Consider the following 16,406-nt stretch of genomic DNA (forward strand, 5'->3'; position numbering starts at 1 on the left):
CAAAAAGGCGCTTTCTGCCTTTATGGGCGGAGGTTCTCGGCTGGCAGCACCTAACCGGCGGAGCTGGACAATAAGAAAAGCGGAGACGGTTTGTTCAGGTGCAGAAGCAGAGGTTCTCCACACAAAAAAGGAGGGTATTTCTACCTTCCTTTTTGCTTGCGTTCGTTTGATTTTTTTGTTTTAACAAGCTTAGAAGACGGCTGCTTGCGAATCCATTTTAAAAATGACGATATTTTTTCATCAGCTTGTAATGCTGCAATAGTATGCAAACGCACAGCAAGCTCCTGGTTTGTATACAAAGCATGAATTTGTTTATGACAAGCAATACATAAATCCGCAGTAGGTTCAAACGTACCGCCTAACTCCTTTGGTATTAAATGATGCACTGTTAATTCCAAGTCATCTCGCTGACAAAGCTCACAAGTGCCGTAAAGTCGTTTTCCCATACTCTCACTCTTTCCTTAATCTAAGGCTAGTATGTGATGACCGTCAAAAAAGTATAAATATTTTTCTTTTACTTTTTTCTTTAAGCTTGTTTCGATAGCAGTCGCATATAAATTTAACTGCTTCTCATAGCGTTTTTCTAATTCCTTACGTGCCTGTTCAATTCCGCGCGGATATTTCCCCGTAATTTTATCTGTTTTAAAATCAATGAGAACAATTCCGTCTTCTTCCTCAATCATACAATCAATCACACCTTGTACAACAACTTTTTCTTCGTACGTAGCGCTCCAATCTCGATATATTTCACTAGCAGATAATAGAATAGAAAATGGGACCTCTCGTTCTACATGAGAAGCAATCTTTACACGTTGTCCAAGATTCGTATGGAAAAACATCACAATTTCCTCCGGATCAACGCTGTCCGCTTGCTCTTCTGTTAATAGCTCACGGTTTACCATACTAGCTAACTGTTCAGCAATTCTTTCTTTGGTTATTTCTTCATGTAAGTTCACATGCTGCATCACAGTATGCATCGCCGTTCCACGCTCAGCTCCTGTTAACCCCTTTTTCTCCATAAAACGCGGTCGTTTTTCAATAGCAGAACGCGGTGCAGATAAGAGGACTTCATCGCTATCTTCATTGGCTTCGTACTGACGCTTTAAGTCAGAAACAGATTGCTTTGCTCGATATGCGGTAGCCTCCTGAAAGGAATATGCCCAGTGCAAACGCTCTATGATATCAGAATTTGGGGCGGGCACCGGTTCATGCGCTTGCAAGGCAGCAAGAAGTTCAGCATTTTCTTCCATTTCCGTATCAAATGGTCGCAATGCATCCATTTGAATGATCTCGACTTTCCACTTAGCCTCATGCTGGTCAATAGCAGACAGCACCCTACCTCTATCTCCAAATTCCTCCCCTGCTCTGTGTCGCATCAAAGCAGGGCCTAACCAATCAAGATAGGAGGACGCCTGTGCTCTTATATAGTCAGGAAGAAGCCACTCTTTATGATCATTCGTTTCAGTCCATTTAGAAATAACACTAGCAGCATCTTTAACCGAGCCTATTAAAATTAACTTCTCCTTTGCACGTGTCAAGGCTACATAAAGCACCCGCATTTCTTCCGCAATCATTTCCATCTTCATCTTTTGTTTGATAGCTATATAAGGTAACGTCGTAAACTTAATTCGCTTTTGCGGGTCAATGAACTGCGAGCCAAAACCAAAATCCTTGTGAAGCAGAAAACGGTTTGTTAAATCTCTCGTATTAAAACGCCTTCCCATGCCTGCAACAAATACGACTGGAAACTCAAGACCTTTACTTTTATGAACCGTCATAATACGCACTACATCTTCTTGCTCATTCGCTACCCTCGCAGCTCCCATATCATCGCCGCGCTCTTGCAGCCTTTCAATAAAGCGCAAAAACCGGAATAAACCACGAAAGTCGCCGGCTTCATATTGCCTTGCCTTGTCCTGTAGCATACGTAAATTAGCTTGTCTTTGCTTTCCGCCTGGTAAACCACCCACAAAGTCATAATAACCAGTTTGACGATATATATTAGCAATTAGTTCTGTAAGAGGCTGCTGACGTGCAAAATCACGCCACTTCTGTAATGCTTGTAAAAATAGATCTGTTTTTTCGCGAAGCTCTCTTGGTTTGCCTGAATACGCAAAGCTTTTCAGTACTTGGTAAAATGAAGCTTTTTTACCATGAATGCGAATAGTTGCTAATTCTTCATCTTTCATACCTACAATAGGAGACCGCAATACAGACGCTAGCGGAATATCTTGCTGCGGGTTATCGATTACACGTAGCATATTTAACATAACATTAACTTCCGTTGCTTCAAAATAGCCTGTTGCTAGCTCTGCATATGCAGGAATGCCCTGCATCTTAAACTCTTCCATCATTGTAGGTGCCCAAGGCATGGAACGCAGTAAGATTACAAAGTCACGATAAGATATCGGACGCATAGCACCATGTTTACGATCATATATCTCATAGCCTGAACTAATCATCTTGCGAATTCGTTGGGCAATTAGACGTGCTTCTAGCTGCGGATTTTCAAGTTCTTCTTCCTCTTGTGCTTCTGCATGAATAACTAACAGCTCAGCATCTACATCAGAACTATCCGGATACACAGCTCCCGGCTTCAACTCAGCATCTTCGTCGTATGCAATTTCTCCTACGGTCTCGCCCATAATTTGTTTGAATACAAAGTTTGTCCCATGTAAAACCTCAGGACGACTGCGAAAGTTTTGTGCAAGATCAATCTTCAGTCCCCCTTCACCCTCACGTGTGAAGCGTTTATACTTACCAAGAAACAGACCAGGTTCAGCTAGACGAAAACGGTAAATAGATTGTTTAATATCGCCAACCATAAATAGATTTCCGGTACTTTCCATTTCTTTCGTTACAAGACGCAAGATCGATTCCTGAACAAAGTTTACGTCCTGATACTCATCGACAAGCACTTCCGCAAACAACTCACGATAGTGCATTGCAACAGCGGAAGGGGCGTCATTTTCCTGTAAAATTGCTAAGCAAAAGTGCTCCAAATCTGTAAAATCGACCATGCTTTTAGCACGTTTGGCTTGCTGAAACCGAGCAATAAATGTCTGTACCAAATCAGTCAATTTGGCGACAATAGGCGCCATTTCTTTTAAATCGTCCATATAGGCTTCGGATGACCTGCTAAACCAGTCCTCCGTCATTTTCGCTACGTCTTCTTTTACTTGTTTTCGTAGCTGGTCCGTACGCTGAAGCAGTTCTTCTTCATAATCCGCACGTTTAATACGCGGCAATGTCTGCCACTTCACGGACTTGATTGCTTCATCCATCTCGGTCCACGACGAAGCTGCTAGTAACATATCAATTTGCCTAATATCATCACGAAATACTGCTTCACGCGGCAGTGGCCCACCCGGCCATTGTGTAAGTTCCATCGCCTTTTCCAGGTGAGCACGCAAGCCACGTAACTGTAATTGCATATATGCTAATAAATACGATGTATACGGTAATTCGTCTATATGATTGGCTTCTTTGTACAGATCTCTAACTTGCTGCAGCCAGCGTTTTGGATTAGGATGCGCAGTCGCTTCTCTATGAAAAGCAAGAATCATATCCTGTAAGTCATCATCACTTCGATCACTTGTATAACGTTCTACAAGATCAAAGAATAACTCATTTCCTTCCAAACCATACTCCTCTTCGAGTAAATCATGTAAGACTTCCTCTTTTAACAATTCAATTTCTGCTTGACTGCCTATCCGAAATCCAGGATCTACATCAATCATGTAATAATAGTTACGAATTACCTGTAAGCAAAAGGAGTGCAGCGTTGAGATAGAAGCACGTCCCAGCAGATTCAGCTGTTTGCGCAAATGCTGGGAATGCGGCTGCTTTGCAAGCTCTTTGTCCAGCGCTTCTGCAATTCTCGTTTTCATCTCCTGTGCAGAAGCATTTGTAAAGGTAACAACAAGCAAACGATCTACATCAATTGGGTTCGGTCCAATTAGCTTTTGAATGATGCGCTCAACCAGTACAGCAGTTTTACCAGAACCGGCTGCTGCAGCCACCAAAATATCACTGCCCTCTGATACGATTGCCTTCCATTGATCATCTGTCCAGTGCACATGAGCCGGCTTTATCATCGGTCTCCCTCCTCTCTCATTTTCAGCAACGCTTCTGCTTCTTTTAGAGGACGCAGTACGCGGTACTCATTTTCCTGCAATGATTCATCAAATTGACAAACTGATTTAAACTGACAAAAGCCGCAAGCCGCTTTCGTCTTTAATTTGTACGGCGCAATATCAATGACTCCTTCTGTAATACTTGTTCCGATATCTTGAAACTTGCGTCGGACATATTGTTTTAATGTATGAAACTCCTGCTCGCTCGCAATGGATGAATAAGCACTGAAAGTTCCGTCCTTTTTTAATCCCGCAGATACAATATCTGAAGAACCTGATGTTAATGAAGCATCCATCAAACGAACAACATCTGTATCACCCAGTAATAAACCTTTCATCTTAAATTTGCGTAAAATTTCTCGATCAATGTCTGCATCCGTTGCATCACCCTTAATCTCCACAACTGGATTATGCACATGAAAATATAGTACTCCCGCCGGTGCAACTTGCTTATCCTTCACCCATTTCCCAGCATTTTCAATCACAACATCTAAATAGGTAAGCATTTGTAGCGCCAGCCCATAATACACCTCAGTCATGTCGAGTGATTTGGCGCTTGATTTATAATCAATAATGCGCAGGAACGTTCCTTTCTCTCCCTCTGCCATATCAACACGGTCAATGCGACCGACAACCTCCATTTTCGTACCATTTGCCAATTGAAAATGAAGCGGCGGCAATGCATCAGCTCCAATACCAAACGGCACCTCAAGATCCACCGGCACAAAGCCGCTCGACTTCGCATGCTCGCTAAGTATAAGGGAAGCACGGAAAATAATTTGCTGCAATTTGTGCTTTAAATAATGATGACGATTTGAGCTTAATAAAATTTCCTTTTGTAAAAGCGGCGCCAGCATTTCCATGGCTTCCATCGCTAAATGTTCACATTCTGTTCGGCTCAGATCAGCCCAGCTCCTGCTTTGCTGTGTTAAACGATCGGCAATGCTTTTGAGCGCAGCATGAAAAAGCTCTCCAATATCAGGAGCATCAATTGTAAAGATGTCACGTTCTCGAAGGGCCAGGCCATGCTGTGCGAAGTGCGCATATGAACAACGTTGAAACAACTCCATACGTGAAACACTGCCTTTAATCGTCTCTCCATAAAGAGCCAAGCTTACAGATTTATGAAGTGGCTTTGCTTCGTTTCGATAAAACAAACTAGAGAGGACACGTTTACTATGCTCTTGCCATTGCGGCGATTGTACATAAAAATTATATACATCCCACCAAAAAGACAAGTCGGTCTTATAACCGCTTTGCTTCCAAAGCTGCAACTGCTGCACCAAATGTGACAGCGTCATCGCAGGTGTTGTAATATACTCTTCTTTCCCCTCTTGCACCTCATTCGTTAAAAACTCTTGCTCAGCGCTTGGCACAAGTGCTTTTAGCTTTTTGAAAAGTCCAGATGGTAGCAATACTTTTCCTTCCTCATCTGCAAATGGACAGCTTATATATAAACGATGAGATGCACGTGTTAACGCTTGATACACGATAAATTGTTCTTCTAACATCTTTTGTCGTGTTGTTGAAGCGAGCTCTATACCACTTCCAAGCAAGGTCTCTCGTTCCTCGTCCGATAACATTCCTACATCCGCTGGCAAACCAGGAATTACACCCTCGTTAGCACCGATTAAAAATAGAGCACGCACATTTGCCAAGCGAGAACGGTCTATATTAGCAATTAATACTTGATCAAGAGAAGGAGGAATGTTGGCAAAGTGCAATGAAGCAAGACCTGTAGACATCACTTCACTGAAAAGCTGCAGTGACATATTCTCATCACCAAGCATTTCCACATATTTATCCAACAAGTCAATAACAGCATGCCATACTTGCTCATGGTCATTAGCAAACAGCAAGTTTCCTTCTTCCTCTGCTTTCTTTCGCATTGCCTCTAACTTTCTTGGCACACGAAGCTCTTCCAAAAACAAATATACGGCTTCACACATCTTGCGTACGGACTTCGCACGCTTCAATCGCTTTTGCAATGTAAAAATCGGTTTTACCACCATATCACGTAAGTTATTCATGCGTTCTTCGGTCTCGCGTTCATTGTCGGTTTGCAATGTTGTCTCTAAAGAACGATAGCGTCTATACGTCCATCTCTCACCATTTGTCCACTTTTTCCCTTGCATACCATAAGCGAGACAATAATTCTCAAACGCATCCATTTCTTCTCTAAGCTTCAACAAATGAGAGCGACGCGGAAACAACAGTTCGGTTTTAATACAGCGAAAGACCGCTTCATAGCGCCAATTGCCCTCAATCACCTCCAGCACAGAACGAATCAGTTCTACCAAGGGGTGGTGCAACATCAAGCGTTTTTCATCAATGAAAAACGGAATTTCACTTGCTGCAAAAATCGCTTTTATGCTGTCATTATAACTTGTGCCGTTCCGTAACATAACAGCGATATCACGATAACGATACCCTTCTTCTCTTACAAGCCTTCGAATTTCCCGTGCAACTCCTTCCACCTCCGCTTGTCGATTCGCAGCCGTATAAACTGTTAAATTACTGCTCCCCGCAAAGTATTTCGGTGGAATAGATTCAAAGTGCTTCTCAATATGAGCAAGCGATGCACTTCCTTTAAAACGATGTGGCTCCTCCAGCAAGATACTGTTAGCCTTAATTCGTACATCAGTTGCTATTTTCATAAGTCTTTCATACGTGCGTGCTGTTGTGTAAAATAAGTCCATTTCCTGCTTTTGTGGCGCATCAAGTACGAGTGTAACCGTAAGTTTGGCTCCACATTGCAACATACGCTTTAATACATCAAGTTCCTGCGGCAAAAACGTATGAAAGCCGTCTGCATATATAATTGCATTTTTCATGTAAGAAGATTGTGGAAGTTTTTCAGCAAGCAGCTTGACATAATCCTCAGAATCTAAATACTTTCCAATAAGTGCACGTTCAAAATCTTCATAGAGCAGCTGTAAATCGTGCATTTTGCTGGCGAGAAGCGGAGCATGCTTATCTTCAACTTCTCGCCATACCCTATACATATCTGCAGGTGTTACGTTGTGGCGTTTCAATTCAGCAATCATACCACCAAGCTGTCCAAAGAAGCCATTTTGCTTTGCTGCTTTTTGAAAGACACGCAGCTCGCCTTTACGTGCTTCCACAATTTTACGAAGAAGCATATTTACACCTGCTTCATCAATATGAAGTCTACTTGTTCCTCCAGTCTCTTGAAGCACCTTCCAAGCAAGTCGCGAAAAGCTGAATACCTGTGCACGGATTGAACTTCCTAGTGCTTGCTGCGCTTGGAACGACATTTGTTCAGGTACTAAGTAAATAATACTGTCCCCTTTTGGTCTTTGCTTTAGCTCCTCATGCATTTCTCGTAGGCATAGGGCACTTTTACCAGTTCCTGCTCGTCCCAATACAATACGCAATGACATAGCCAACCACCTTTCTAAATTTCTATATAAAAGAAGGATATTCGAAATGCTCGAACACCCCTGTAGCTCAGCTTTTACATGTTTGAGAAGAGAGTTGTGCTACTCTTTTCCCAGCTCAAGTCTTATTTCAATTTTCTTACCTATATACCATAAAACAAACACAACACCAGCTACAATTAATGTTTTAATTGGATTCCGGATGAAAGAGAATATATCATAGCCGATATAACTCACACCTAAAATCATGACTATTTTCCCAAGTAACAAGGCCAAAACAAATTGTTTTTTACTAATCCTTGAAAGACCAGCGACCACATTGATAAGTGCCGATGGAGAAAAAGGTAAACAAAAAAGTAGAAAAATGGGTCCGAATCCCTTCCGCTCAATCCAATTCATAGATTTACGCACCTTTGGATGGCGATTGACAAACCCAAAAAAACGATGCCTTCCAAAACCCCGAATCAGTAAAAATAACAACAATGAGCCGATACAGGAACCAAGCCAAGAATAGAAAAAACCTTCCCAAAGGCCATATGCTGCAGCGTTTGCCATAATAAATGCAAATAGAGGTAAAAATGGTAAAAATGCTTCAAGCATCGGAAGCATTATACCAGCCACCGGTCCAAAATCTCGATAGCTTTGTAACAACTGTTGCATATTTTCAATTGTGAAGTATTGCTGTATTGTTTGAAGCTCCATGTACAGTACTTGGCTCCTTTTCCTTGAATATACTCATTCACAAATAAGTTATTTTCTTTCTATTACATTGTACCATTTCTTGTCCGTTTCCTTAAGTAATATATGCACCTATACCTACATAAAAAAACTTTGCTCAGCCATAGAGCAAAGTTTTTTCATGCACTGACATTCCTATGTACAGAGCGATACACAACATCGCAAATAAAACTCAATCTTTCCAATCAGATAAGTAATTACTCTTTCCTTTATGATTGCCCAAAAGCTCTTCTGCCTCTAAGACCACGAGATAAGGAAGTTTACGACGCTCCCTGCTGTTTTCGTATACAGATCGGAGCTGTGCCGTTCGATTCAATTGATTGGTGAAGGATTGATGAGACATAGGTAATTTAATCGTCTGTCCGTTAATAAATTTTAGAAGCAGGGTCTTAGGTGAGAGGGGTTTGCTTTTTGCAGCATGTGAATGAGAGATCCAAGCACAATCTTCTCTTGTATAAGATGTTGTAGGAAAATAATATAACCGATCATGAATAACAATAGGAGCTTTATTGACGGTTCCAATTAACTCACGAGTTCCTTCAATTCTGCCCTCTAGGCTAGAACCATAAGAACGACAACTCGTCTTTATAATATCAACCGGCTCTTGTAAGATATAGATTACTTGTTCTTCTTCAATAACCATTGAAATAGTTGGTTTTCCGACCCTGGTTACTGGCAACACAGCTATTGTGTCTTTGTTTATAATATAGCTGTCTGCACATCTCACAAGATCCTCATCTTCAAAACGTTCCTGCCTTGCCATGTTACTCACCTCATTAACAGTTTAGTATTTAGTCATGCTATTAGTCTTTTTATCCTTTAATATATATTTAGGAAATAAAGAATTCGAAGATTATTGTATAAACAAGAAAAGTGTATTTGTCTTCCGCAAGCATAAAAATAAAAGCATTAATTAATTTATTCTGCAGATTAGACACAAATGCGATATTTTGTTGTACTGACACTATAAATAATCATTCGAATTTTTAACCGCTCTTCCTAAAAACTTCCTCCTTTCCTATAGAATGGGCTTTACATAAAAAATCCTACCACACAAAATCCACTTTATGTAAAAGTTTTCAATATTTTAACATCTTTATAACGTTATATAAAAAACCCAAAAACTAACATAACGTTTTAACACAAACTTAAAAAACGACAATATCCGAGGTTTTATGCTTTCTTTTTATATGACTCTGTTAAGGTTCGTTGTTGCTTTCCATTACGGGGGCTCGCTTTCAGCGGGCAGTCAGGGAGACTCCTCATCGCTATGCACCTGCGGGGGCTCCCTTTGACTCGCTTTTCTGCCGAAGTCTCTCCCCTCTTCACTCCGATTAACAAATGCTAATGATCAGCATCAGGCTTTAACACAGCCTATGCAATAAAAAGCAGCGCTCACGGCGCTGCTTCCCATTACTTCGCAAACTGTTCTTCTTCTGTAGAACCTTTTAATGCTGTTGTAGATGATGTTCCTCCTGTGATAACCTGTGCTACTTGATCAAAGTAACCTGTTCCCACTTCACGCTGATGGCGCGTTGCTGTATAGCCGTGCTCCTCTGCAGCAAATTCTGCCTGTTGCAGTTCAGAATATGCCGCCATCCCGCGCTCCTTGTATCCGCGTGCTAATTCAAACATACCGTAATTTAAGGAATGAAAGCCAGCTAGCGTAACGAATTGGAATTTATATCCGTATGTTGCGATTTCTTTTTGGAAGTTCGCAATGGTTTCATCATCTAGCTTCTTCTTCCAATTGAAAGATGGAGAACAGTTGTAAGCAAGCAATTTTCCTGGGAATTTTTCATGAATAGCCTCAGCAAAACGCTTCGCATCCTCTAAGTTCGGTTCAGATGTTTCGCACCAAATCAAGTCTGCGTATGGTGCATAAGCAAGACCGCGTGCAATCGCCTGATCAAGACCAGCTTTTGTACGGAAAAAGCCCTCCGGTGTTCGTTCTCCTGTAATAAACTGCTGGTCATATGGATCAATGTCACTTGTAATCAGATCTGCGGCATCCGCATCTGTTCTCGCTACGATGATTGTCGGCACGTTCATCACATCTGCAGCTAAGCGCGCTGCAATTAAGTTACGCACTGCCGTTTGTGTTGGTAATAATACTTTTCCGCCCAGATGTCCGCACTTTTTCTCTGAGGAAAGCTGATCTTCAAAGTGAACGCCTGCAGCGCCGGCTTCAATCATTCCCTTCATTAATTCAAATACATTAAGCTGACCGCCAAAGCCTGCTTCTGCATCTGCAACAATTGGTACGAAATAGTCTACATCGCCGCTGCCTTCCATATGTTGAATTTGATCCGCACGCTGCAATGTTTGGTTAATGCGCTTTACAACAGCTGGTACGCTATTAGCAGGATATAAGCTTTGATCTGGATACATATGGCCAGACAAGTTCGCATCCGCAGCTACTTGCCAACCACTCAAATAAATGGCCTTTAAACCAGCCTTTACTTGCTGCATCGCTTGATTTCCTGTTAAAGCACCCAATGCATTAATATAATCCTCTGTATGCAAGCTGTCCCATAGTTTTTGCGCGCCGCGACGTGCAAGTGTATGCTCAATTTCAATTGAACCCCGTAGACGAAGTACATCGTCCGCTGTATATGGGCGCTCAATACCGTTCCATCGTGAATCTAGCTCCCAGCTTTCTTGTAATTGTTGTGCTTTTTGATTTGTCATCCTCATCCATCTCCTTTTTATAATAGTTCATATCCAGGCAACGTTAAAAATTCTACAAAGTTATCATCCTGTACCAAAGCTGTGAACAACCGAGATGCTTGTTGCAGTTTATCGGATGCATACGCACCTTCTCTCTCAATTTTCTCTACTTCTTCCTCCTGATATTGTGCAACTAGCTCAAATGTAATATCTGTGCCATCTTCAAATTGTCCTTTTGAATGACGTACCCATTGCCACACCTGTGCACGAGAAATCTCGGCTGTTGCTGCATCCTCCATCAAATTATGGATAGGTGCCGCGCCTCTGCCACTCAGCCATGATGCAATATATTGAATGCCGACATTAATATTCGTCCGCAGTCCTTGTTCCGTAATAGTACCAGTTGGTACTCGCAGTAACTCTTCCTCCGTTACATGTACATCTTCTCGTTTTCTATCAATCTGATTAGCAGTTGGCATAATCCTGTCAAATACCTCCAATGCCACAGGTACAAGACCCGGATGCGCTACCCAAGTGCCATCGTGACCGTTGTTTGCTTCTCGCTCTTTGTCAACCCGTACCTTTTGGAAAGCTTCTTCATTCGCTTGCGGATCGTTCTTAATAGGAATTTGTGCCGCCATACCGCCGATTGCCGGGGCATTGCGACGATGACATGTTTGAATGACACGTAGACAATACGCCTCCATAAACGGTGCAGTCATCGTTACCTGCGCTCGGTCAGGCAGTAGAAATGTTTCATGCTTCGCAAATGTTTTTAAATAGCTAAAGATATAATCCCAGCGTCCACAATTGAGCCCCGCTGAATGCTCGCGTAGCTCATATAAAATTTCATCCATTTCAAATGCGGCATGAATGGTTTCAAGTAGGACCGTGGCTTTAATAGAACCTTTAGATACACCAATGTATTCCTGCGCATAGACGAACACGTCATTCCAAAGACGTGCTTCTAGGTAACTTTGCAGCTTCGGCAAGTAAAAATAAGGTCCACTTCCGCTTGCCAAAAGTGTTTTGGCGTTATGAAAGAAAAATAAACCGAAGTCAAACAAACTGCCGGATATTTCTTCACCTTCAATCAACACATGCTTTTCGTTTAAATGCCATCCGCGTGGTCTCACTAAAAGAACCGCTGTCTTTTCATTCAACTTGTACTCTTTGCCATTTGAACCGACAAATGAAATGGTACGATTGACTGCATCACGTAAATTTACTTGTCCGTCCAGATTGTTTTCCCACATCGGTGCATTGGCATCTTCAAAGTCGGCCATAAACAGACGAGCGCCAGAATTCAATGCATTAATAACCATCTTTCTGTCTACAGGTCCTGTTATTTCCACACGACGATCTTGCAAATCCGCAGGAAGAGGTGCAATCGTCCAATCGCTATTTCTAATATGGGCTGTTTCCGGTAAGAACGTTGGAAACACACCTCGGTCAATTGCTTCCTGCTTTTCCTTGCGCCTTTGAAGTAGCTCTTTTCGCCGCTCATTAAAGTTTTCATGAAGAGCCTTCAAAAATTTAAGCGCTTCTGGTGTCAAAATATCAGAATACCCAAGTGATAGTCGCCCTGTGATAGACACTCCCGATGTTTGTGTCGTCATCTCTATTCCCCTTTCTGTTTTATAACAGTTTTCATTTCTAATACATATTATATAACAAACTTTCTGAAAAGGAAGATATTTTTGAATTTTTTCAGTGAAAGTACAGAAAAAGCTATCAAAATTTAATGAAAGCGTTTTCTTTAATAAGTTCTGTATTATTACAAAAAAAGACGACCCTATAGGCTCGTCGTCTAGAAACTCCCTCAAACTGTCACTAACAACTTATGTTAGTATGTTATTTCTTCTCATACTGCTCTAAATATTGAATGCGTTCTAAAATAGTCGGATGTGTATACAAGAAAAATTTCACAAGTCCTGGTGGATTGACTTGACTTAAACTTGTTTTAGACAAGTTTTGAAACGTCATGACCGCTGCTTTATTGTCGTTCGTTAGCTCCATCGCATATGTATCCGATGCGCGTTCCTCTGCACGCGATACATAATTCATTGCTGGGCTTGCAGCGAACGATAGTACAGATGAAAAAAGAAAAAACAGCGGCAGTACGGAAAAACTGGTGATAGATGAGATATGGAAGATATGACCAAATTTTCGAATCGTACGATTGATTAAGCGACTAATCAGATACAGACCGACAAATGATAAGGCAATTGAACCTGCAAGCGCCCAATAAATATGCTTTTTTACGTAGTGCGCCATTTCATGTGCCATAATAAACAAAATCTCATTCTCGCTCAACTGTTTAAGTGTTGTATCCCATAAAACAATTCTTGAATTAGATCCAATTCCTGTTACATATGCATTTAACGCATTCGTCTTCTCTGACATATTCACTTCATATACATGACTCGCTGGGATATCTGCTTGTTGTGCTAATTTCAAAATTTTAGTTTCTAACTGTTTATTCTGCAGTGGCTGAAAATCATTGTACAGTGGATCTATAAAAACCGGCTGAATAAACGTCATGAAAATTGTGAATGGCACTGATAAGCACCATGCGTACAACCACCAACGCTCACTTCTTTTCATCAACCAAAGCAACACTGCCACAATAACAAACATAAAAACAAAATTGACCCAGAAGTCAATAATATGATCCTTCACCCAACTTGCAGTTGTTTGCGTTGATATGTGGTAAAACTTTGATACTTGATAGCTAATCCATTGGAATGGAAGTGCCAGTGCTGTTGTTAGCAGCGATAAGTAAAATAAATAGACACCAATTTGCAGGATCTTAGGCTTAGCGCTTTGCTTTGCCCATTTTTCAAAGTTACGAGATATACCAAGAACTAAGATTAACAGCAGGACTAGCCACTCAAATGGCGTAGCAAGAAAGTATAGCAAATATTTAATACGAGAAAAATCCTGACTTAAAACTAGCTCGCGCTGACTCATGAATGTTGCTGGGTCCGCACTAGATCCTTTATACATCTCAGGAATTGCTGTGCTCGTTCCATAAAATAAATACCAATATATGAACAAACCAAAACCAACATACAGAAACAGCGACCAACCAATAACTTTTTTCATTCTTCCCCTCCTTGATGTCCAAACTCTCTCTATTACTATTGTAGTTGTTGTCCACTAAATTAGAACAAGCTGCGGAAAGTTCACGCAATATTCACTCTCCACATAATTACCATCGTGCATCATCCTGTATGATGAAAATAAGGGGGGATTTAGGATGAAAAAGCTGTACATAACATTTGTGTTAATGCTAATCATCGCAGTAGGATGTGGTATTTTTTATTTCAGCGCATACCGCAAGCTGACAATGGAGCTTCCAAAAGGAATTGTTATGGAGAACATAACCGGAGAAAACATTTCCTTTGATGCATTGCCGAAAAAGCTGAAACTTGTGGAATTTATATATACAAACTGTCCTGATATTTGTCCAGTTACAACTTATAAAATGAAATACCTACGTAATCAGCTCGTAAAAGACGGTTCATTTGGAAAAAATATTGAATTCATAACAATCACGATAGATCCAGCTCGTGATACAAAGGAAAGGTTATATGAATATGCTGAAACGTTTGATATAAAAGAAGGCTGGCATGTGCTACGTGGTGATGAGGACCAAACAAAGATGCTGGCAAAATCTTTTAATTTTCTATATCGAGATCCAGGCGGCGGCATGTACATCCATACTTCCAATACATATCTTCTCGATGAGAACAATCGTTTAATCGAAGTATTCGGAATGGGAGAGAAGGGATTTAATCAAGACAAAGTGTTAAAAGCTATTCAAGAGGCACTATAAAGGCGACTGAAATAATCAGCCGCCTTTTCTTATACTCCAACTTCTTTTTTTAATGCACGGCGCAAAATTTTGCCCGTTGTATTCTTTGGAAGTTCTTGTAAAAATTCGATAGAAGAAGGAACCTTATACTTGGCAAGATGCTGTGCGCAATATGTAAGTAATTCGGTCTCACTGACTGAAGCATCATTCATTACTGCATATGCTTTTACAGCTTCTCCTAGATTATAATCAGGAATGCCAAGAACGACGGCTTCCATAACTGCCGGGTGCTTATAAAGAACCTCCTCCACCTCCCGTGGATAGACGTTATAGCCACCAACGATAATTAAATCCTTTTTGCGATCTACAATGTAAAAGTAACCTTCTTCATCCATGCGAGCCAAATCCCCTGTATAGAGCCACCCGTCACGAATTGTTGCAGCTGTATCTTCAGGCATTTTGTAATATCCCTTCATCACATTTGGACCACAGACAATTAATTCGCCAATCTCCCCCGGCTTTACTTCATCACCCAGTTCATTGACAATTTTATTTTCGACATTTATGATGTTTGTCCCTATTGAACCAGCCTTGCGCGGGCGGTCCAACGGATTAAAACATGTAACTGGAGATGCCTCGGACAAGCCGTAACCTTCGGAAATCATCACATTAAATTTCTTCTCAAAGTTTTCAAGCAACGCGACTGGTAACGAAGCTCCTCCAGAAATACAAAGACGCAACGTTTTCCAATCATCAGGATTTCCTTCTGGATACTGAAATAAGAAGTTGTACATGGTAGGTACTCCGGCGAATACAGTTGCCTCATGGCTGCTGACAACGCGAAATACTTCTTTTGGGCTAAATTTTGGTACGATTAAGACCGTGGCACCATTTACAATTGACGCATTTAAAGCAACAGTTAAACAGAATACATGGAACATAGGCAGTGCTGCTACGACTTTATCGTGCTCCGTATACTGTAAATAAGAAGCCACATCACTCGCATTGCTGTACAAATTCTGGTGCGTCAACATAGCTCCCTTCGGTTTTCCTGTAGTACCAGACGTATACAAAATAATTGCCGTATCATCGTCTTTTAAATCTGGCATTGGAAGTGAAAAATCCCCTGTAGCAATCACGCTTGTAAACGATTTCATTTTTTCTGTTTCCACAACTGCCGTTTCAGATGTTGGACATACAATAATATGTTCCATGCCCGGTAACGTCGGTGCAAGATGTTGCATTACCGGTAACAATACATCAAGCGCAATAACCGTTTTTACATCGCCATTTTGCAAAATATATTGAATTTCATCTGGTGCGTAAATTGGATTAATTGGAATGACTGTTGCACCAATGCGCATCGCTCCGTAAAGACCAATTACAAAATACGGTGAATTTCCAAGCAGCAGCGCCACGTGATCGCCCTGCTTTACCCCTAGCTTGGACAAACCGCTTGCAAATTTCGTAACAGCGCCACCTAGCTCTGCATACGATGTGGCTTTATCTTCAAAGATATAAGCCGGCTTTTCTCCCTTCTCCCTTGCCGTCTCTAACAGTGAGTGAACGAGATTCACAGAGAAGCCCCCTTTTTATAAAAATTATAAAAATTCAAATATATTATAATTGATTGAAAATTAA

At 41.1% G+C, this 16,406-nt stretch carries 10 protein-coding genes; 1 reads left to right on the top strand and 9 read right to left on the bottom strand.

What is annotated here, in order from left to right:
* Positions 1 to 140 precede the first annotated feature (140 nt).
* The 8 genes from EEJ45_RS12860 to EEJ45_RS12895 all read right to left on the bottom strand — a co-directional run bounded on the left by EEJ45_RS12860 (position 141) and on the right by EEJ45_RS12895 (position 14,053).
* The gene (locus EEJ45_RS12860) at positions 141 to 446 is read right to left on the bottom strand and encodes an HNH endonuclease (RefSeq protein ID WP_124565215.1); all 306 of its coding nucleotides are present in this window, start codon (positions 444 to 446) and stop codon (positions 141 to 143) included.
* Between the two features lie 15 nt (positions 447 to 461).
* The gene (gene addA / locus EEJ45_RS12865) at positions 462 to 4,097 is read right to left on the bottom strand and encodes a helicase-exonuclease AddAB subunit AddA (protein ID WP_124565216.1); all 3,636 of its coding nucleotides are present in this window, start codon (positions 4,095 to 4,097) and stop codon (positions 462 to 464) included.
* Positions 4,094 to 7,540 (bottom strand): helicase-exonuclease AddAB subunit AddB, encoded by a 3,447-nt coding sequence (gene addB, locus EEJ45_RS12870; RefSeq protein WP_124565217.1) that lies wholly within the window; start codon positions 7,538 to 7,540, stop codon positions 4,094 to 4,096. The genes addA and addB overlap by 4 nt, the downstream gene beginning before the upstream one ends.
* Positions 7,541 to 7,639: 99 nt before the next feature.
* A complete protein-coding gene (locus EEJ45_RS12875; RefSeq protein WP_124565218.1) occupies positions 7,640 to 8,239 on the bottom strand; it encodes a TVP38/TMEM64 family protein in 600 nt (199 codons plus the stop codon).
* A gap of 208 nt (positions 8,240 to 8,447) precedes the next feature.
* Positions 8,448 to 9,038, bottom strand: a complete 591-nt coding sequence (locus EEJ45_RS12880) for a competence protein ComK (protein WP_124565219.1) — start codon at positions 9,036 to 9,038, stop codon at positions 8,448 to 8,450.
* Positions 9,039 to 9,688: 650 nt separating this feature from the next.
* A complete protein-coding gene (aceA, locus tag EEJ45_RS12885) occupies positions 9,689 to 10,966 on the bottom strand; it encodes an isocitrate lyase (protein WP_124565220.1) in 1,278 nt (425 codons plus the stop codon).
* A 17-nt stretch (positions 10,967 to 10,983) separates the two neighbouring features.
* On the bottom strand, positions 10,984 to 12,564 hold the full coding sequence (gene aceB / locus EEJ45_RS12890) for a malate synthase A (RefSeq protein WP_124565221.1): 1,581 nt from the start codon (positions 12,562 to 12,564) through the stop codon (positions 10,984 to 10,986).
* A 235-nt stretch (positions 12,565 to 12,799) separates the two neighbouring features.
* Complete coding sequence (locus EEJ45_RS12895; protein WP_124565222.1) at positions 12,800 to 14,053, bottom strand: M48 family metallopeptidase; 1,254 nt, start codon at positions 14,051 to 14,053, stop codon at positions 12,800 to 12,802.
* Between the two features lie 154 nt (positions 14,054 to 14,207).
* Between EEJ45_RS12895 and EEJ45_RS12900 the strand changes: the two genes are divergently transcribed.
* Positions 14,208 to 14,786, top strand: a complete 579-nt coding sequence (locus tag EEJ45_RS12900) for an SCO family protein (protein WP_124565223.1) — start codon at positions 14,208 to 14,210, stop codon at positions 14,784 to 14,786.
* 29 nt (positions 14,787 to 14,815) lie between these two features.
* Here EEJ45_RS12900 and EEJ45_RS12905 read toward each other — a convergent pair whose 3' ends face one another.
* The gene (locus EEJ45_RS12905; protein ID WP_124565224.1) at positions 14,816 to 16,342 is read right to left on the bottom strand and encodes a fatty acid--CoA ligase family protein; all 1,527 of its coding nucleotides are present in this window, start codon (positions 16,340 to 16,342) and stop codon (positions 14,816 to 14,818) included.
* Positions 16,343 to 16,406 lie beyond the last annotated feature (64 nt).

This window comes from Ectobacillus antri (assembly GCF_003852715.1).
Taxonomy (GTDB): domain Bacteria; phylum Bacillota; class Bacilli; order Bacillales; family Bacillaceae_G; genus Ectobacillus; species Ectobacillus antri.